This window comes from Pantoea sp. X-Soil-OKNW-713, assembly GCF_059730685.1.
The window spans coordinates 3,338,468-3,357,137 of record NZ_AP035995.1 but is presented as its reverse complement, the minus strand read 5'-3'; the positions used below and the strand labels follow the sequence as shown (position 1 = coordinate 3,357,137).

The following is an 18,670-nucleotide window of genomic DNA, read 5'->3' as shown; positions in this document are numbered from 1 at the left end:
CTCAGTAATGCATGGTGCAAGAGTACCTGATAATACCGGCATGGAAAACCGGCCTGAGCCGGTTCGTTTGCTGCGGGGGTTACTGGCTACACGCGGGCAGCCAGTCGGCCTCGCTGTCCTCATGCAGCGTGAGGTTAGTCTGGACGCCGTTATTCGTCCGGCGCTTCAGCAGGATGCGCTCATACTCCTTCAGCGTCTGCGGCACCGCCTGGCCGAATGCGGTCAGGCTGAGCGGGTGCTGATGGCCGCGCGATTCCATAAACGACAGATAGGCATGATAGAGGTAGCGCTTCGGGTTCAGCGGGCGGATATTGGCATTACCCATAAACAGGCCGGTCGCGGTGCTTATCGGCATCAGGTAGGCGCAGAAATCGACCAGCGGGTCAGCCTGGCGTTTAATCTCCAGCGCCTCGCCGGACGTCTGCTGCGCCTGTAGCAGCGCGCGGGCTTCCTCCGGCTGACTGAAGCGCTGCATCAGGTGACGCACGATAACGGCCAGTTCGGTGCTGATTTTGTCCAGCAACTGCGGGTCACGCTCTTTTGCCGGTATCACTTCCGGGAACGTCAGGATCACCCGGCGACGTGATACGCCGCCGCTGCGATCGCTGAAGCGCATCGGGTTGTTGTTCACCGCCAGAATCACCGCCGGGATGTGCGCCGAGTAGGCGTCACGGTATTTCGGGTCGATTGCCACCGCATCACCGCCGGTAATCGCCTTGATGCCCGCACCGTCGCCGCTCCATTTCTCCTGGTCAGGCAGGATAATCAGCGAGAAGCCCACCACGCTGGCGCGCTCGCGTGAGGATTCCAGCGTGTCAATGGTGGCAGACGTGGTGTTGTCTTTTCCGGCCAGCAGAGTAGCTATCGAGGCCATCACGCTTTTACCGCTGCCACCGGGGCCGGTGACCTCGAGAAACATCTGCCAGTCATAGCGGTTTGCCAGCACCATAAATAACGCCGCGAGGATGCGATCCTGCTTGTCGTGATTGTGTCCGGCGGCCCGCGTTAACCAGCGCCAGAATGCCGGGGCGTGGTCTGCGAGGTTTTCACCCGGACGCGGCGCGGTGTAGTCCACGCTGTTTACCGTGCGTAGCCAGTGCTCGCGGCGGTGCGGGCTGAACGTGCCGGTGGCGGTATCAAACACGCCGTTACGGAAGCCAATCAGGCGGCGGGATGGTTCCCCCATCTGCGGCACCATCAGCTTGAGCGTATCGAGCACGCTGCCAATACCGGCGGCCGAGAACGGCGCGCGCACCTTCTGAAACAGCGCGGCAATTTCCCGGCGCAGCGTCTTCGCCTCCATCACCTGCCATGCGCCGTTTTCATAGCGGCAGATTTCCTCCCCGACCGGCGGCACGGCCAGCGCCTGCCCGTAGTGGGCGACCAGCAGCTCCGCCTTCTGGCTGGCGCTCATGGCCTTCAGGTCGGCCTCGCTGACGGATTCAAACGGGCTGAGTGGCTGCGGCTGCGTGAAGGCGGTAAGCTGCGCCTGCGTGGCGATATCCCCCTGCGCCTGCCATACATCATTCCAGTCACCCGCCACCGGCGGCAGGGCGGCTTTCCCGCCACAGGCTTTTGCTGCTTCCTCTGCCTTTAGCTGGCCGGTGCCGTTGTCGTCACGGTCGGCGGCAATCAGCATCATCGCATCAGGATGTGACTCACGCAGCCGCTTCGCCAGCGCGGGCAGGTTGTTGGCGCTCAGCGCCACATATACCGCCTGCCCGGTCAGCCGGTGCACGGTCAGGCCGGTGGCGTAGCCCTCAGTGAGCCACAGCGTTTTACCGTCCGGCTCGCCTGCCAGCCAGTACGTGCCTTTCACCTGCCCGCCGGGCAGTGTGCGCTTGTCGCCTGCGGCGCTGATAAGCTGCACGTTAACGGCCGTGCCGTCTTCGCCGGTCAGTGGTATCAGCAAATCTCCGGCGGCAAAGCGGATGCCACCACAGCGCAGCGCACCAGAAAGCGTCAGCGCCTGCGTGCCGTGCAGCCCTTTGGCTGAAAGGTAGGCGTTGTCCGTGCGGCTGACGGCGGCGGCGATAAGCGCCTGCGCCCGTGCGGCGGCGTCTGCCTGCGCGCGTGCTCTGTCTGTGGCGTCATCCGTCACAGCCGGGGCAGACACCGGCAGCGTGCCGAGCATCCCGGCCACCTTCACGGCGGCCTCTTTAGCAGTGACGTCAAGCGCCTTTTCCACCAGGTTAAGGCCGTCACCGGCCCCGCACTGGTTACAGAGCCACGTTCCGCGCCCGTCCTGATTGTCAAAGCGGAAGCGGTCTTTGCCGCCACAGACCGGGCAGGCTCCGTGCCGCCCCCCGGCGTGCACGCTGATGCCGAGGGCGGGCAGCAACTGCGGCCAGAGTCCGGTGGCCGCCTTTACGGTGTCAGAGACAATATGTTTCATGTGCGCGTCCTCCCTCAGTGCAGCGTCGTGCGGCTGGCGGCCGCAAGCTGGCTGCGGAACAGCTCATCCATCATGGTGACGCCGAGCTGCGTCAGGCGCGGCGGCGCGGTCAGCAGGTCAGGCTCGACCATATCGCCCAGCATGGTGCAGGCCATCTCCATGCCCGCATCGGGCCCGTGACGGCGCACATAGAAGCCTTCCAGCTCAAGGGCGATGGTCATCTGCAACTCATCGAGCGTGGCGGATACGGTGACGCCGAGGCTTTTGCAGGCATTCAGGTAGCCCTGCGCCAGCGCGCGGCGGTAAACGGCGGTGCGTACCTCAACGGGCAGGCAGGAGTGATTAACGGTCATCATGGCGGGCCTCCGTGGCTAACATGCGGGATTCACAGGTTTCAACGACTTTACCGAGCTGGTCGGTGAGCAGGGCGACGACCGAGGCCAGCGCTGCGCCGTCCGGCATGCAGCCGCGCGCGCTCAGGCAGTTCACCGAGTCGAACATATCGAGCACGGTCACGCCGACCGTGTGCGCGTGCAGCAGGCGCAGGTAGTCAGCGTGGGGAATGGGGTAGGTGTCATGGTTATTCAGTTGCCGGGAAAGCGTGTTCATGCGGCCACCGCCTTAACCGGCAGACGACCGGCAAAGGACAGGACGTAATCGCGGGCGAGGCTGGCGCGGGCGCTGCGCTCATCGCCTGCCACGGTGCGCAGCATACAGGGACGTGCGGCGGCATCGGTGCGGCGCACGGCGGCAAAAATAAAGGTGAATTCAGGGTGAGTGACAGTAAGGGCCGTTGTCATGAGGACAATCTCCTTGAAGTAGCGGTTAACGCCACCACCGGAGTTCTCACGCTCTGGTGGTGACCCGAACGGGGGTGAGAAACCGGCCTTCAAGGAAACCGGCCAGCCCGAGGGCTGCCCCGCCCGGATCACCATTACTCGGATGCGACTGCGGCATAAGAACCGCAACGCAAAAGACAGGTGCACGAGGGCATAGACACAAAAAAAGACGCATGGCGCGTCTGGTGTCGCCTTGAAGAAGCTCGGGTTCTCACGCCCGGCTGCCGATTTTGCGGCAGCGCGAAAACTGTATAACGGCCGCTCGCCAGAGAAAAGCCTTTTTTCACACATCGGGGCGTTTTCCTCAGCAATCGGTCAGGACGTGATCGGATTGCGGCGGATTTGATCGGAATTCACCGTTCTCTTTCTTTGCGCTTCGCTTTGCAGGCTTCGCTTTCTGACTCAGCACGGAAATATGGCCGTGCATCCCGCTGGTAAAAGCCGGTGCAATGGCGGGTTTGCCGCTGAAGGCTGCCGTCAGACTTTCCGCCACAAAGGCTGCTTCTTCGCGGGTGAGGGGGTAAGTTTTCGTTCCGAAATTCAGCGTAATCATGCTGCACCTCCGGCGCGCTGTGCGATGCGGGCCTGCATCCAGCCGTCAATCTCTGACGCCAGCCAGGCGACGTTTTTACCGCCGAGGGAAATCTGCGAGGGGAACTGCTCCCGGCTGATTAAGTCGTAAATGGTCGAGCGTGACAGGCCGCAGGTGCTGATGACTTCCGGCAGGCGCATGAAGCGGTCGCGCGGGAAAACGGCATCACGGGTTACGGGGATGGCGGGGGCCGGTACGGATGAAACTGCGTGCATGGTGTTACCTCATTATGGGTCCGGCCGGTGCTGTCCGGTTACGGTGGTGTCTTCAGGTAACCCGCTATTGTGAGAATATTTTTGCCTTTGTAAACAAGCCCCTGTTGGCTGATAAATGAACGGAAATGCGTTCTGTTCTCCCCTGTTATCCTCTGTAGGTATATATAGGTATTTGGGAGTTTTAACGGATTGAAATTTAATTATTAATAGCTAAAAACAATAAAAAAGGCTCGCCAGAAAAAAGCTGATGTATGAGAAGGCGTGAACACCGGTGAATACTCAGTGAAGACGTTAAATCAAAGTGTTCACTGCTTTACTTACTGTATTTATTATCTTTTTTATCTCAGTGAAGACCAGTGAACAGTTATATAAGAAATAAAATCTGTTAAGGGGGTATCCCGCACCGGTTCTGCCTTTGTCTGCTCATCGACAGGCGGAAAGCAATGAAATGCGCTGTCCTGTGGTACACGACAGAATGGCCTCATCCTTTACAGACGATGAGAGACCACCATGACCACCCCGGAACAGAAACCTGCCTCACTGGTGCGCTTTGAGAAAGCCCGCGCTGAACATACGGAAAGAATGAAGCGCTATAACGGCATCTGTGCTGATATCACCCGCTGTGAGAAAGAGCAGCAGGCGGCCATCGAAGCCGGGAAAGAGGCCGAGAGCAACTGGCGCACGCGCTTCCGTAACCTGCGCGGCAACCTCACGGATGAGCTGCGCGCCGAACATTCCCAGCGCATCGCCAGCCGGGAACTGGCCGATGAGTTTGGCGGGCTGCTGAAAGAGCTGGCGCTGGATAAGCAGGAGGCGATGCTGAAATGCTGCGGCAGTGGCAAAGAGTATGTTGAATCGCACCGCGAAGCGTTTACCGGGTTTGCGGATTCGCACTGGCAGTCAGCCCTGCGTAACGTGAGTCCGTCACTGCTGTGGGCCATTAAGCTGCGTCTCCGTCGTGAAGAACTGTCCCCGACGTTTGCCGGTGATGACCGGGACCGGATTAAGGATGTGGCTTATCTGGTCGGTGAAGCCCTGACGCGGGCGGCTGCGGCCCTGTCGGACAGCGTACTGAAAGAGGCGCCGCTGCTGGAGAATATCGGCCTGCACCGCCCGGCGCTGACGGGGGTTGATATGGAGCTTTATACGCGCCCCCTGCGCCGCCAGAAGCTGGGGGAATCAATCCGGGCACAGCGTGTAAAACTTCAGGAGGGTAGCCAGAAATGATGCACTGTCCCTACTGCAAAAGCGCGGCACACACCAAATCGAGCCGCTATATGTCCGAGCAGGTGAAAGAGCGCTATCACCAGTGCACTAACCTGGATTGCTCCTGCACTTTCAAGACGAACGAGAGCATCACAAAGGTCATCACCGCACCGCCACAGCCGGAAAAAGAACCGGCAGCGCCACCGGAACCGGTAAGAGAGCGCCAGACGCTGGGCCGTTACGGTTCTGCATTCCGCCAGGTTCATTAATCCCGAACAGCCGCTGCCGACCAGCGGCTTTTTTGTGTCTACGCTTTGCCTTTCTTAAGCCCTTTTTCTGGCCAGCCGCTTTGTAAAGAGTGATGCATGCATGGCGTGCATGAATCTGCATGTAAAATCATGCACCGTTTTCCCCTGTTCAGGTCATACCGCGCGCGGCCCGTCCCGCATCATGCACCTGCATGAAAAGCGATGCATAAAGCGGGCAGGCGTGGCGGGGATAGCATTGCGCGCGATGAGGTTTTCAAGATTTGAATCTCCTTGGCTTAGGTTTGCTACCAATATGTGTATTTAAACAGCTATTGAAAATTCTAAATATAAGTGTAATTAATGCTAATCAATACAAGGGAGGTGGGAATGGAAGAAGAAAGCGATTTGGATAGGCTGAACACTGAGTGGATCACAGTAAATGCAATCCGAGGCATGGTGAAGCTAGCCACTAATAATGATATGGCTAAATCAACCTATTCTAATGTTTTGGACTTGGGGGGCGTTCTTTATCCAGAGTTATTAGGCCCAGAAATAAGCATCTTAAGAAGAGAATTTGAAAGTGATCTATGTAAGGAGTATAGACAAAAGGCACAGCTCTTATCTCTTAGGCAAAACATTGAAGTTCCAGCAATAGAAATTGTTGAAAAAGATATAGAAGAATTAAAAGGGTTGCTTAGTCTGGCAACTAATAGTAGTAGGGTAGACCAATTAAAAAAGCGCTTAATCCAAGTAAACAATGTAAAAGATGAGTTAATTATAAAGCCACATACTGAGACTCAGCTTATTTTCAGAGATGCGTATAATGTAGATCGAGGTATAAAGAGTTTAGCGAACAATCAAGCAGCTAAAGACTTCCACTTATCTGACGGTAAAGCATTAAGATTGCGCGTTCTGCATCCCGAGAGACCGGAGCACATTACGGGCGCAGATATTTTATATGAACGGCATGATGTTAAAAATGAAAGGATAAGCATAGTTGCTGTGCAATATAAAATATGGGAGAACAGAAAATTGGCATTTACGGATGAAAGAATGTTATCCCAAATTGATAAGATGAAGAAATTTCTTTGCGATAAAGATGCCTGTTGTGCAAGATATGGTGATCAACACTATAGATTCCCATTTTGTTCAGCATTTATTAGACCAACCGATAAATTGCAAAAAGCAGATCAAAAGCTTATATCTTATGGTGAACATCTCCCTATATGTGCCATTAAGGACTGTTTAACCACAGGGCCAAAAGGTGGTGTGTTACTTGAATATGAGTCTTTTAAAGATATTTCTCTTACGAGTGAAATGTTTGAGATTCTTTTTAATAGAGGGAAAATAGGCTCAAGGACATTTAGCTATGATGAGGTTGAATTAATGTATGAGCAAGCTAAAGTTACCGACTATGGAGATCGTGTAATAATTTACGCACAAGAAATAAACAATTGAAAAGGAGTTATTATGAAACTTAGTGCTCTAATTGTTAAAAACTTTAAGGGGATTTCCTCTGAGACAAAAATATTAATTGATAATGTTGTAATATTAATAGGTCGAAATAATTGCTGTAAATCCACAGTATTAGATGCTTATGAAGCTTATCATTCAATTGGGTCGGCAAGAACTATTGATGATTTCCACAATCGTGATGAAAGTATTCCTATCGAAATTACAGGTGTTTTTGTCGATATTACTCAGGATGATATAGATACGATTGGTAGAGAATGGCATATTACAAATGATCCTGATTTTGGAGAGTGTGCAAAATTCAAGGTTGTATGGAATAAAGCAGATGAATCAGGAAAGAAGTATAGTTTTAGTAATAAAATTAATGATTGGAAGGAAGGGGGGGCTGGAGGATGGAATACAATGCTCGCTAGTAGACTACCAACTCCAATCAGAATCAATCCAAACGACTCACCTTCCACACTTGAACAGATTGTGAAAGACTTAATCGCATCTAACGCTTTAAAAAAAATCAAAGCCGATAAGTCTAAAGTCTCAAAAATATTAGGTGAAATACAGGTTTTAGCAAAGGAAATTGAAGTTGAACTCGACGATAGTATTAAAGAAATAAGCCAGGGCATTGAAGATAACGTTGAGTTAATGTTTAATGGTTTAAAAGTAAGATTTGAAACAGGGGTGGGTAAATTCGAACCTGAAAAAGCAATAAAAGAAGGTAGCCGATTTTATTTCGAGACTAACGGAAATAGCTCACCCTTGACACATCAAGGCTCAGGTGTTCAGCGAGCATTTCTATGGGCGTCCATTAAAACGTTAAGTTCACGTGGTATGCTAAAAAAAGGTAAAACTGCGATTTCATCTGAAAAGCCTAAAATACTTTTAATTGATGAACCTGAAATGAATATGCACCCATCTGTCATAAGATCGGTTAGTGAAGCTATTTATTCACTGTCAAAACTGCCAGAATGGCAAGTTTTATGCACTACGCACTCTCCTATTTTTATTGATCTCACAAACCCTCATACTACCCTTATCCGGGTTAGTAATGAAAATAATAAACTTGGATACTTCCAAACTGATAAAGTTAGCTTTAGTGAAGTTGAAAAAGATAACATAAAAACCTTGGTTAAATGCTGCCCTACCGTTAATGAGTTCTTCTTTTACGAGAATGCGTTTCTCGTTGAAGGGGATACTGAATTCTTAGCTTACCAACATTTGATTTCTGCTGAAAAGCTGAACCACAAATATTGTGTTATTAATTGTAGAGGCAAGGCAAACATACCAACCTTTATTAAAATATTTAATCAATTTGAAGGTCGGGCAATAGCAGTGCATGATTTAGACGAAAAGTTTAATGATGGTGGTAAAAAAAATGCAATGTGGTCTATAAACTATAGCATACGTAAGGCAGCAGATGATACAGACGGGAGAGTAAAAACCTTAGTTCATTATCCTGACTTTGAGGGTTTTTATTTTGGCGAAAAACCAACAAAAGATAAGCCTTATAATCTTTTTAAACACATTACTAATAAGGACTATGATGGCGATGGAAAGTATGATTTATTCAGGAATTCTTTAAAAAGAATTGAAGATGGAACCCATTCGGGGTTTTATGTTTCAGAAGTGGATTTTAAAAAAAGATGGGATGATGTTTAATCTCCCATCACGTTAATATTGGGGGGTTAAGGTTTGCTATATACTTTATCCCCCCACCATTCCATAAGTTCTTTTCTTTGTTTTAAATATGTTGAGCGGTTATAAGCCCTGCGAACTTCGTTTTTATCACTATGAGCTAATGCTGCTTCAATCACATCAGAATTAAAACCCGCCTCATTTAATGCTGTGCTTGCAATCGACCGTAAGCCATGAGCAACAAGTCTTCCCCCGTAACCAATGCGCTTTAAGGCCGCATTCGCAGTTTGGCTATTCATAGGATGTTTTGGAGTATTCCTACTCGAAAAAACATGCTCACGATGAATACTAATTGGTTTCATCACCTCAAGGATGTCTAACGCTTGTGAAGATAAAGGGACAATATGCTCTCGCTTAGCTTTCATCCGTTCAGCCGGAATCGTCCAAGCTCTTGCATTGAAATCAATCTCCGACCATCGAGTACCAGAGGCCTCGGAGGGACGCACAAGTGTCAGTAGCTGCCATTCAATAAGGCAACGAGTGGGAACGGATAGGTTTGACATATTCAAAGAGCGTATTAATTTGGGTAATTCTTCCGGTCGTAATGTTGGCATGTTTTGTTTTTTTGGCTTTTCAAAAGCCATACCGACGCCAGAAGCAGGATTCGCATCAATCAATCCCGTGTTGACTGCATAAATCATGATCTCGTTAATACGCTGAACTAGACGGCGAACTGTCTCAAGCGCCCCGCGAGCTTTAATTGGCTCTAGTGCTTCAACAATCATCCTGGCCTTGAGTGTTTGAACAGGAATCTCACCAATCGTAGGGAGGATGTCTTTCTCCAGCGATCGCCAAATATCCTTCGCATAATCCTCAGTGACGCTTGTGCTTTTAATCTGGAACCACCTCTCAGCTACAACCGAAAAAATGCTATCCAGCTCTATTTGGCGTTGCTCAGAAACTTCATCTTGCTGTTTCTGAGGATCGATCCCTTGAACAAGCAGTGATAAGTGTTGATCACGCATTTGCCTTGCAGCAGCAAGCGTTAGAGCTGGGTAGGAGCCAAGACTGAGGTTTGTGCGGCTAGTACTTGCTGGACGCTGGTAGCGAAAACGCCACAGTTTCTTTCCTGATGTTTTGATCAGAATGAAAAGCCCATCACCGTCATGCAGTGTGTAGTCCTTGTCTTGAGGCTTAGCTTTTAAGATTTCGTTGTTAGTGAGGGGGCGTGTAATCCGCGCCATGACTGATTTCCGTCCATAATTGGTACACGTTTTTGGCCCACATTATAGCGTGTACCTAAACGTGTACCAATTATCTCTGGATTCAGGAGGATCGTGTCGGAAGGTTACAGACACAAAAAAGCCCGCAGGGCTTGTGCCGTGCGGGCTTTCAGGACTTCTGCGGATGGCTCTGGAACCATCTTTGAAGAATTTTGGTGGAGCTGGCGGGAGTTGAACCCGCGTCCGAAATTACTACGCCGTCGGCACTACATGCTTAGTCCAATCTTTACATTCGCCTGTCAGCTGCGGATGGACACGCCACTAACAAACTAGCCTGATTGGATTTAACGTTTCAACCCCAGGCAGGGCGTCCACGCGATCTCTTTTGGGTTTGACCTCTCTTGATCCCCGTCCTAAGAGCGGAGGCTAGGGAGAGAGGGAATCTTCAGTTTATTAAGCTGATTAAGCTGCGAACGCGAGTTCGCTAGCAGATTCGTTGTAATCGTCGTTTGCGATTATGTTTTTGCGGTTTTTTTACGAGGCCTACCGCACCTCGGCATGCACCTAAGGGTTCACAATCCCGTCGAATCCAGAATCAGCCCCAGGAACTAATGATTATAGCAAAAAATTCCGCTGATTCCATCCCTTAGCGGTTGGAATTTTTCATGATTCGCGCTTTATCCAGCTTCCACTCACGCTCTTTGATGTCATCGCGCTTATCATGTTCTTTCTTACCGCGTGCCACACCAATCTTCAGTTTGGCCCAGGCATTTTTCCAGTAAATCGACAGCGCGACCACGGTATAACCTTCACGATTGACGCGGCCATACAGCGAATCGAGTTCACGCTGCTTCAGCAGCAGTTTGCGGTTGCGGGTTGGGTCGCATACCACATGCGTTGAGGCCACAGCCAGCGGCTGAAAAGTTGCGCCAAACAGATAAGCTTCGCCATCGCGCAGCAAAATGTAGCTGTCGCTGATGTTGGCTTTGCCGGCGCGGAGAGATTTGACTTCCCATCCTTGTAACGACAATCCCGCTTCGAACTCTTCTTCAATGAAGTATTCATGGCGAGCGCGTTTATTGAGGGCAACAGTGGCTGAACCAGGTTTGTGGGCTTTTTTCTTTGTCATAGTGCGGCGTAGTCTACATCACTCAGTCTGTGGACGCATCCCCTGTCCTGCGGGGCGGTAAAAAACGGGTTATTTTAGCACAGCTGGCATACCCGTGAATTTTTGTTTGATAGCCGAAAATGATATTATTTAACGGTTTTGTGATGAACAGGAACCATTATGGCCCAGATTAGTCGTTCCGCGCTGGTCCCCTATAGCGCTGAACAGATGTACCAGCTCGTGAATGATGTGGATTCATATCCAGAATTTCTACCGGGCTGCACCGGCAGTCGGGTGCTGGATAACAGCGGAAACCAGATGACTGCTGCTGTTGATGTCTCCAAAGCAGGCATCAGTAAGACCTTCACGACGCGTAATACCTTAACCAGCAACCAAAGCATTCATATGCAGTTGGTCGATGGTCCCTTTCGTAAGCTGAGCGGCGGATGGCGATTTGTCTCGCTGGGCGATGATGCCTGTAAGGTCGAACTGAGCTTAGATTTTGAATTCACCAATATGTTGGTAGAAATGGCGTTTGGTCGCGTATTTAAAGAGCTGGCCAACAGTATGGTGCAGGCTTTTACCCAGCGCGCCAAAGAGGTTTATCGTGCCTGATATATCGGTTGAGGTGGTTTACGCGCTACCAGAAAAACAGTATCTGCGCACGGTGACGCTGGCAGAAGGGGCAACGGTTGAAGAGGCAATTAAGGCCTCGGGGCTGTTGTCATTGCGCAAAGATATCGATCTGAAAAGCAATAAAGTCGGCGTCTACAGTCGTCCGGTGAAGTTGGATGATCTGTTACAGGATGGTGATCGGGTAGAAATCTATCGTCCATTGATTGCCGATCCTAAAGAGATGCGACGCCAGCGGGCAGAACGAGCTGCTGAAAAGAAATAGCGAAATCGCAGAAGCAAAAAAGGCGCTCAGGCGCCTTTTTTGTTGCAACTCATCAGCCTTCACTACCCGTGAGACGTGGTTTGTTGTCGATGTTGGTCAACACGCCGTTGCTGTCAAATGTCAGCGTCAGAGTTTGCTGTCTTACGCGCTCATGACCCGGCTCTTCACGGAAGATGTAGTACCAGACATTGCTGCCAAAAGGATCGCGCATCATCGGTGTTCCGAGGGTATACGCCACCTGCTGCTGCGTCATGCCAGTGTGGATTTTAGCCACATCGTTGGCGACCAGATAGTTCCCCTGATTGATATCCGGGCGGTACACAACACGCTCAAGAGTGGAACATCCGGCGGTCATCATCAACATTACCACTGCCGCGGCAGTCAGCATTTTACAGCGCATCTATACATTCCTTTTCTGGGGCCAAACGCCTTTTCATCAGGCTGTTTTTTTGCCATCAAATTCTGAACTCTGCCTGCGGCAGGCTTTATTACTCTGGCGACATAAGTTGCCGATGATAATAAACCTTTTCGCTATTTGAAACCTCTACAGAGCAAGCATATGACCACCGGGCCGGAAAAAAGTGCGGTATCAGGCTGCTAAAAGTTCTTTCGCGTTTGCCAGCGTGTTGCGTGTAACTTCACTACCGCCCAGCAAACGCGCCAGTTCTTGCAGACGTGCCCGTTTATCCAGCGGCTGCATGTGCGTTTCGGTCATCGCGCCATCAGTCTCTTTACTGACGAAGAAATGTTGGTGGCCGCAACCAGCCACTTGTGGCAGATGCGTTACACACATCACTTGGGTTGATTCACCCAACTGGCGCAACATCTGGCCGACAACCGCAGCGGTAGGGCCGCTAATGCCGACATCCACTTCGTCGAAAATCATCGCCGGGGTTTCCATTTTCTGCGCGGTGATGACCTGAATAGCCAGCGCGATACGTGACAGTTCGCCCCCTGAGGCCACTTTACCCAGCGGTTGCAACGGTTGTCCTGGGTTAGTTGTGACGCGAAAATCGATCCGGCTGGCGCCCTCGGCGGTCAGTTGATCCGGGTTAAACTCCAGAACAATGGCGAATTCACCGTGTGGCATCGCCAGCGTACGCATACTTTGGGTAATTAAATGCGTCAGCTCGCGGGCTGCCCCTTCACGTTGCTGATGCAGCATTTCGGCACTTGCCAGGGCTGCCTGATGATGAGCGCCAACGGCAGCCTGCAACGTTTCCTGATCGCTTTCCTGCTGCGAGAGTTGCTCTGATTCATCCAACAGTTGTTGATAGAGTACAGGCAGCGCTTCGGGTGTAACGTGGTGCTTGCGTGCCAAAGCAATCTGCCGGGACAGGCGTTGTTCCAGTTCGTGCAGGCGATTGGGGTCGAGATCCAGACGATCGCAATAGTGGCGCAGTTCATCACTGGCTTCACTCAATTGAATCGCGGCTTCTTCGAGCAGGTTAAACACACCGCTGACTTTATCATCCAGGCTGACCAACTCGCTCAACATCTGGCGTGCGCTATAAAGCAGGCTTTGCATGTTGGTGTCGTCGCTGTCGGCCAAAATTTGCAAGGCCTGTTGGCTGGTGGAAAGCAACTGCCCGCTGTTAGCCAGACGTTTATATTCTTCATCAATTTGCTCGAACTCGCCGGGCTGAGGCGCAAATTCATTGAGTTCTTTCAACTGGTACTGCAACAGTTCGCGCCGTGCTTCACGTTCCTGTGATAACTGTTGATGTTGAGCCAGGGCGCGGCAACTCTGGTGCCAGTGCTGATAATGGACACGCATCTGAGCCAGCGCATCGTCGTGGGCAGCGTAGGCATCCAGCAGATGCTTTTGGTGCTCGGGTTTGAGCAGCAACTGGTGAGCATGCTGGCCATGAATCTGGATGAGAAGTTGGCCGAGTTCGCGCAGTTGAGAGAGAGGAACCGACGTGCCGTTAATAAAACCACGAGAACGGCCATCGGCACTGATCACACGGCGTAATAAACATTCGTTGCCATCGTCCAGCTGGTTTTCTGCCAGCCAGCGTTGGGCCGAAGGGGAGGCTTTCAGTTGAAAGCGCGCGCAAATATCTGCGCGACTCGCCCCCTGGCGTACCATATCTGCTTCAGCACGGCCACCAAGGCACAGACCAAGTGCATCAATAGCGATAGATTTTCCTGCGCCGGTTTCACCGGTGATCGCCGTCATGCCACGATGAAAATCGATTTCCAGTTCACGAACGATAGCAAAATTACTGATGGTCAGTTGTGCCAGCATACATTCACCTGTATAGAAAAACAGATATGGTTTTTCATACAGTATAAACTGGTTTTTTATCCAGTAAAGTGGTGATGGGTGATTTTCAGAACAATTTTTTTGACCAGCCGAGTTTTGAGCTTAATGTGTTGAAGTAATTGTAATTTTTTGGGTGGATTAGATTGAGGTGATTGGCACTGCGCCGAATCAATACGTCCTCCCCTTCCTGAATCGGTAGCGCAATTTGGCTGTCGCAACTGATCTCCAGGTCGCTGCGTAAGGAAGAGAAACGCAGGCGGATGGTGCTACTGCTGTTGATCACTAAAGGACGTGCCGACAAGGTATGTGGAAACATTGGCACCAGGACAATCGCTTCCAGCGAAGGCGTAAGAATCGGGCCGCCAGCGGAGAGCGAATAGGCTGTTGAACCCGTGGGGGTTGAAATGATCAGGCCATCGGAACGTTGTGAAAAGGCAAATACTTCATCGATATAAACTTCAAATTCGATCATATGTGCCACTTTTCCCGGATGCAGCACCACTTCGTTGATGGCACTGCCAATACGCGGGGAGCAATCTTCTTTGCATACCTGCGCCTCCAGTAAAAAACGACTCTCGATGAAATAGTCACCTTCCAGGACATCGTCCAACTGCTGTTGCGCGTTGTCAGGATCAAGGTCGGTCAAAAAACCAAGATTTCCGCGGTTAATGCCAATCACTTTGATGTCATAACGCGCCAGCACGCGTGCAGCGCCAAGCATATTACCATCGCCACCGACAACAACGGCCAGGTCGGCGCGTTGGCCAATTTCCGCCAGTGAACCGGTCTGTACATCTTTTAGCGAAAGTTCGCGTGCAATTTGCTGCTCGACAATCACCTCATAGCCTTTTGCTGTCAGCCAGCGCCAGAGCATTTCATGGGTGGTTAACGCAGTAGGATGACGCGGATGGCCAACAATCCCAATGCAGTTAAAGTGTTTATTCATTTGAGCTGGTGTTCCTCATAAGCCAAAACGGCCAGGCAATGTGATGGGTTCCCTTGAAACCGTCAAACTGATCCCCATAATAAGCGAACAGCGAGATGAATGTGCAAAACGCGGAGAAATTCATGAGTAGTAAAGAACAGAACACCCCAAACGAGCAAGTCTCAGACGAAATTCAACAGGATCAACAGCACTTGGACGCAGAGACAGCAACTGAGGTGGATCCGCGTGATGAACGTATCGCGCAACTGGAGGCTGAATTGGCCCAGTCGCAGTCTGGCGTGCGTGATGCGCAACTGCGTGCGCAGGCGGAGATTGAAAATATCCGTCGTCGTACTGAAATGGATGTGGAAAAAGCGCACAAATTTGCGCTGGAAAAATTTGCCAACGAGCTGCTGCCGGTGATTGATAGCCTGGAGCGTGCGCTGGAAGTGGCAGACAAAGAGAATTCTGAGCTGGCATCAATGATTGAAGGCATCGAACTGACGCTGAAATCACTGCTGGGTGCGGTGCGTAAATTTGGTGTCGAAGTGGTAGGTGAAACCAACGTACCCTTCAACCCTGATGTACATCAGGCGATGTCGATGATGGAATCTGAAGAGGTTGCACCGAATCACGTCATGATGGTGATGCAGCGAGGCTACACCCTGAACGGTCGCCTGCTGCGCCCGGCAATGGTTGCTGTGGCAAAAGCGAAAAGCTGATTTCTCGCACAATAGTTAACGGCCGCCTGACGCGGCCGTTTTTGTTTAAGGTAACACTGGTGTCCAGTCGATAGGGGTTTGTCCTGCCTGGCTGAGCAATGCATTGGCTTGTGAAAAATGCTTGCTGCCAAAAAAACCGCGATGCGCGGAGAGTGGCGAGGGATGCGGTGCTTTCAACACATGATGGCGCTGACGATCGATGATGCTTCCTTTCTTCTGCGCATGTGACCCCCACAGAAGAAAAATCACCCCTTCACGATGCTGATTGATAGCGCTAATGACATTGTCGGTAAAGGTCTCCCAACCAAAGCGGGCATGGGAGTGCGCCTGACCCGCCTGCACCGTTAGCACGGTATTTAATAACATCACCCCTTGTTTTGCCCAGCTTTCCAGAAAGCCGTGCTGTGGGCGTATAAAGCCGGGAATATCCTGTTCCAGCTCTTTGTACATGTTCAACAACGAAGGGGGAATGGCGACGCCGGGCAGCACTGAAAAAGCCAGTCCGTGCGCCTGATTAGGGCCGTGGTAAGGATCCTGGCCCAATATCACGACTTTGACATCGCCCAATTCGGTCAGTCGAAAGGCGTTAAAGACATCTTTTTGCGGCGGATAGACAGTGACGCCCGCAGCACGCTCGTTGGCGACCGCTGTCAGCGTCTCAACAAAATAAGGTTTCTGTTTCTCTTCAGCCAGCACATCGTGCCAGGTCAGCTTCTCGCTCATTATTGACTCCCTGCCAAAAAAATTGCGCTTAGCTTAACGCGTCCTGGCAGGGAGCAGAAGGTTAAAAAAATTTGAGAATTTACAAAAAAAATTTAAATGAGAAAATTATTTCAAATCAATTTATTAGGTGTCGAGGCCGAGAATGTGGCTGGATGAAATTGATGCAGGTCAAAACGGCTGGATTGTTGCAGTGCTATACCTGAGCATCACAAAATTTCGATAACCACGCTGTTCGCCTGCGGCAGCGCCAGGCTCAGGAGGCCATCTATGATTACCGGTATTCAAATTACTAAAACCAATAACCCGCAACTGCTGAACTCTTTCTGGTTGCTGGATGATGAAAAATCCGAAGCGCGCTGCCTGTGTGCTAAAGGTGATTTTGCAGAAGATCAGGTCGTTGCTATCAGCGATTTGGGTGAAATCGCTTACCGCGAAATTCCGCTGGAGCAAAAACCGGTGGTGCGTATTGAAGGTGGTCAGCATCTGAACGTTAACGTCCTGCGCCGTGAAACTCTGGAAGATGCCGTGAAACATCCGGAGAATTACCCGCAGCTGACCATTCGCGTATCAGGCTATGCGGTGCGTTTTAATGCCCTGACACCAGAACAACAACGTGATGTGATCACCCGTACTTTCACCGAAAGCCTGTAATTCGGCTTTTTGTACCACTGACGAAAAGACACACAGTAATAAAGGCCGTGCTGGTGCATACCGGTGCGGCCTTTTCATTTTGGTCCGCGAGTCAGATGGCTTACTTCATCGAGCCTGAGTAAAGAAGTAGAGTGAAGTGTCTGTTTTGGGCAGTCAAAAATAAAAAAACCGCCTCAAATGAGGCGGCATTTTCGTCAGGGTGCTGATTTATTCCGCACTCTGTCCCGATGTCCCGGAACCGCTCGGTTTGCGGCGTTTACCGATATTTTTAGTATCGCGGTGACGTTTCTTCACACGCGGTTTCTCGGCTTCTTTCTCTTTCTGCTCCTGACGCTTCGCAAGCACTTTTTTCGACGGTTTACCGGTGACTTTTGCGCTTGGTGCACGCGATTCTGGGCGCAGCTCGTCAATGGTACGAGGTTTCAACGGCTCATTAATATAGCGGCTGATTTTACCCAGCAACACATGGTCATGTGCTTCAACCAGTGACAGCGCGGTTCCTTTGCGTCCGGCGCGTGCGGTGCGTCCGATACGGTGCAGATAGGTATCCGCAGTGCGCGGCATGTCGTAGTTGAAGACATGGCTGACGTCTTCGATATCAATCCCGCGTGCAGCAACGTCGGTCGCTACCAGCACGTTAACGCGACCATCATTCAGACGCTTCAGCGCTTCGTTACGCTTAGCCTGCACCATTTCGCCTTCGAGATAGCTACAGCGAATGCCAGCTTCATGCAGCCAGGTCACCAGTTCATGCAGGCGTTCACGCTTACGTACAAACACAATCGAGCGCGTCACTTCCGGCTGCTTCAGCAGGTGCACCAGCAATTTGGTTTTATGCTCAACATCGTCGGCACGGTAATACCATTGCTGAATTTTCTTACGCTCACGCTGGCTGGGATCGGCATCAACCGATACCGGATCGTTCAGCAGACGCTCGGCAAAATCTTTAATGCTGTCGCCTTCCAGCGTGGCGGAGAACAGCATCGTCTGTTTACGCCAGCGGGTTTCACCCGCGATAGTTTCAATATCCTGGGCAAAGCCCATGTCCAGCATGCGATCAGCTTCATCCAGGATCAGGGTTTCTACTGCACGGCAATCAAAGTTCTCTTCTTTGATGTATTGCAGCAGACGACCAGTGGTCGCGACTACGATGTCCTGATTTTCGCTGAATACCTCAGCGTGGTTCATATAGGCAACGCCGCCGGTGATGGTGGCGATATCCAGATGCGTGTGTTTCGCTAACTCACGCGCGTGGTCGGCAACCTGCATCGCCAGTTCACGCGTGGGCGTTAAAATTAAAATGCGCGGCGGGCCTGATTTTTTACGTGGAAAATCGATCAGGTGCTGCATAGCCGGCAGCAGATAGGCTGCGGTTTTCCCCGTTCCGGTCGGCGCTGAACCCAGTACGTCACGGCCCTCCAGAGCGGCAGGGATGGCCTCAGCCTGGATGGCTGTTGGGCGCGTGAAGCCTTTTTCCTGCAGGGCATCCAGCAGGCTTTCGTCGAGTTCGAGTTCGGAGAATGTGGTTACGGTCATGGTCTACCTCAGTTTGGG

At 51.2% G+C, this 18,670-nt stretch carries 21 protein-coding genes and 1 other RNA gene; 8 read left to right on the top strand and 14 right to left on the bottom strand.

What is annotated here, in order from left to right; genetic code table 11:
- Positions 1 to 79: 79 nt before the first annotated feature.
- From AC6I8R_RS15735 to AC6I8R_RS15710, 6 genes are read right to left on the bottom strand one after another with little or no spacing between them, the layout of a single operon-like run.
- The gene (locus tag AC6I8R_RS15735; RefSeq protein WP_497832565.1) at positions 80 to 2,395 is read right to left on the bottom strand and encodes a primase-helicase zinc-binding domain-containing protein; all 2,316 of its coding nucleotides are present in this window, start codon (positions 2,393 to 2,395) and stop codon (positions 80 to 82) included.
- Positions 2,396 to 2,409: 14 nt separating this feature from the next.
- Positions 2,410 to 2,751, bottom strand: a complete 342-nt coding sequence (locus tag AC6I8R_RS15730; RefSeq protein WP_497832564.1) for a DUF5375 family protein — start codon at positions 2,749 to 2,751, stop codon at positions 2,410 to 2,412.
- Positions 2,738 to 3,004 carry a hypothetical protein gene (locus tag AC6I8R_RS15725; RefSeq protein ID WP_497832563.1) on the bottom strand — a complete coding sequence of 89 codons (267 nt, stop codon included), beginning with the start codon at positions 3,002 to 3,004 and terminating at the stop codon, positions 2,738 to 2,740. The genes AC6I8R_RS15730 and AC6I8R_RS15725 overlap by 14 nt, the downstream gene beginning before the upstream one ends.
- Positions 3,001 to 3,525 (bottom strand): host cell division inhibitor Icd-like protein, encoded by a 525-nt coding sequence (locus AC6I8R_RS15720; RefSeq protein WP_193525375.1) that lies wholly within the window; start codon positions 3,523 to 3,525, stop codon positions 3,001 to 3,003. The genes AC6I8R_RS15725 and AC6I8R_RS15720 overlap by 4 nt, the downstream gene beginning before the upstream one ends.
- A 13-nt stretch (positions 3,526 to 3,538) precedes the next feature.
- Complete coding sequence (locus AC6I8R_RS15715) at positions 3,539 to 3,787, bottom strand: hypothetical protein (protein WP_497832562.1); 249 nt, start codon at positions 3,785 to 3,787, stop codon at positions 3,539 to 3,541.
- Complete coding sequence (locus AC6I8R_RS15710; protein WP_085286551.1) at positions 3,784 to 4,041, bottom strand: helix-turn-helix transcriptional regulator; 258 nt, start codon at positions 4,039 to 4,041, stop codon at positions 3,784 to 3,786. Before AC6I8R_RS15710 ends, AC6I8R_RS15715 begins: the two co-directional genes overlap by 4 nt.
- A gap of 510 nt (positions 4,042 to 4,551) precedes the next feature.
- Between AC6I8R_RS15710 and sid the strand changes: the two genes are divergently transcribed.
- From sid to AC6I8R_RS15690, 4 genes are all read left to right on the top strand, one after another.
- Entirely contained in the window at positions 4,552 to 5,268 is a 717-nt protein-coding gene (gene sid, locus AC6I8R_RS15705; RefSeq protein WP_497832561.1) for a capsid size-determining scaffold Sid, read from the top strand.
- Entirely contained in the window at positions 5,265 to 5,516 is a 252-nt protein-coding gene (locus AC6I8R_RS15700) for an ogr/Delta-like zinc finger family protein (protein ID WP_497832560.1), read from the top strand. Before sid ends, AC6I8R_RS15700 begins: the two co-directional genes overlap by 4 nt.
- 366 nt (positions 5,517 to 5,882) lie before the next feature.
- Positions 5,883 to 6,953: a hypothetical protein gene (locus AC6I8R_RS15695; protein ID WP_497832559.1), complete on the top strand. Its 1,071-nt coding sequence runs from the start codon at positions 5,883 to 5,885 to the stop codon at positions 6,951 to 6,953.
- A 12-nt stretch (positions 6,954 to 6,965) separates the two neighbouring features.
- Entirely contained in the window at positions 6,966 to 8,621 is a 1,656-nt protein-coding gene (locus AC6I8R_RS15690; protein ID WP_497832558.1) for an ATP-dependent nuclease, read from the top strand.
- A 26-nt stretch (positions 8,622 to 8,647) separates the two neighbouring features.
- Here the strand turns inward: AC6I8R_RS15690 and AC6I8R_RS15685 are convergent, their stop codons facing one another.
- From AC6I8R_RS15685 to smpB, 3 genes are all read right to left on the bottom strand, one after another.
- Entirely contained in the window at positions 8,648 to 9,841 is a 1,194-nt protein-coding gene (locus tag AC6I8R_RS15685; RefSeq protein ID WP_497832557.1) for an integrase domain-containing protein, read from the bottom strand.
- A 192-nt stretch (positions 9,842 to 10,033) separates the two neighbouring features.
- Positions 10,034 to 10,423, bottom strand: a transfer-messenger RNA (tmRNA) gene (gene ssrA, locus AC6I8R_RS15680).
- Between the two features lie 43 nt (positions 10,424 to 10,466).
- The gene (gene smpB / locus AC6I8R_RS15675; protein WP_021184401.1) at positions 10,467 to 10,949 is read right to left on the bottom strand and encodes an SsrA-binding protein SmpB; all 483 of its coding nucleotides are present in this window, start codon (positions 10,947 to 10,949) and stop codon (positions 10,467 to 10,469) included.
- Between the two features lie 159 nt (positions 10,950 to 11,108).
- On the opposite strand from smpB, the gene AC6I8R_RS15670 reads away from it, so the two are divergent.
- Positions 11,109 to 11,543, top strand: a complete 435-nt coding sequence (locus AC6I8R_RS15670) for a type II toxin-antitoxin system RatA family toxin (protein WP_013510141.1) — start codon at positions 11,109 to 11,111, stop codon at positions 11,541 to 11,543.
- Positions 11,536 to 11,826, top strand: a complete 291-nt coding sequence (locus tag AC6I8R_RS15665; protein WP_021184400.1) for an RnfH family protein — start codon at positions 11,536 to 11,538, stop codon at positions 11,824 to 11,826. The genes AC6I8R_RS15670 and AC6I8R_RS15665 overlap by 8 nt, the downstream gene beginning before the upstream one ends.
- A 52-nt stretch (positions 11,827 to 11,878) precedes the next feature.
- On the opposite strand, the gene bamE is transcribed toward AC6I8R_RS15665, so the two are convergent.
- From bamE to nadK, 3 genes are all read right to left on the bottom strand, one after another.
- Positions 11,879 to 12,226: an outer membrane protein assembly factor BamE gene (gene bamE, locus AC6I8R_RS15660; protein ID WP_021184399.1), complete on the bottom strand. Its 348-nt coding sequence runs from the start codon at positions 12,224 to 12,226 to the stop codon at positions 11,879 to 11,881.
- Positions 12,227 to 12,415: 189 nt separating this feature from the next.
- Entirely contained in the window at positions 12,416 to 14,077 is a 1,662-nt protein-coding gene (recN, locus tag AC6I8R_RS15655; RefSeq protein WP_208723783.1) for a DNA repair protein RecN, read from the bottom strand.
- An 85-nt stretch (positions 14,078 to 14,162) separates the two neighbouring features.
- Positions 14,163 to 15,041: an NAD(+) kinase gene (gene nadK, locus AC6I8R_RS15650; RefSeq protein ID WP_021184397.1), complete on the bottom strand. Its 879-nt coding sequence runs from the start codon at positions 15,039 to 15,041 to the stop codon at positions 14,163 to 14,165.
- A 122-nt stretch (positions 15,042 to 15,163) separates the two neighbouring features.
- Between nadK and grpE the strand changes: the two genes are divergently transcribed.
- Complete coding sequence (gene grpE, locus AC6I8R_RS15645; protein WP_036626478.1) at positions 15,164 to 15,742, top strand: nucleotide exchange factor GrpE; 579 nt, start codon at positions 15,164 to 15,166, stop codon at positions 15,740 to 15,742.
- Positions 15,743 to 15,787: 45 nt separating this feature from the next.
- Here grpE and ung read toward each other — a convergent pair whose 3' ends face one another.
- Entirely contained in the window at positions 15,788 to 16,465 is a 678-nt protein-coding gene (ung, locus tag AC6I8R_RS15640; protein ID WP_021184395.1) for a uracil-DNA glycosylase, read from the bottom strand.
- A gap of 267 nt (positions 16,466 to 16,732) precedes the next feature.
- Between ung and grcA the strand changes: the two genes are divergently transcribed.
- A complete protein-coding gene (grcA, locus tag AC6I8R_RS15635) occupies positions 16,733 to 17,116 on the top strand; it encodes an autonomous glycyl radical cofactor GrcA (protein ID WP_208723786.1) in 384 nt (127 codons plus the stop codon).
- Between the two features lie 207 nt (positions 17,117 to 17,323).
- On the opposite strand, the gene srmB is transcribed toward grcA, so the two are convergent.
- Positions 17,324 to 18,652: an ATP-dependent RNA helicase SrmB gene (gene srmB / locus AC6I8R_RS15630; RefSeq protein WP_021184393.1), complete on the bottom strand. Its 1,329-nt coding sequence runs from the start codon at positions 18,650 to 18,652 to the stop codon at positions 17,324 to 17,326.
- Positions 18,653 to 18,670 lie beyond the last annotated feature (18 nt).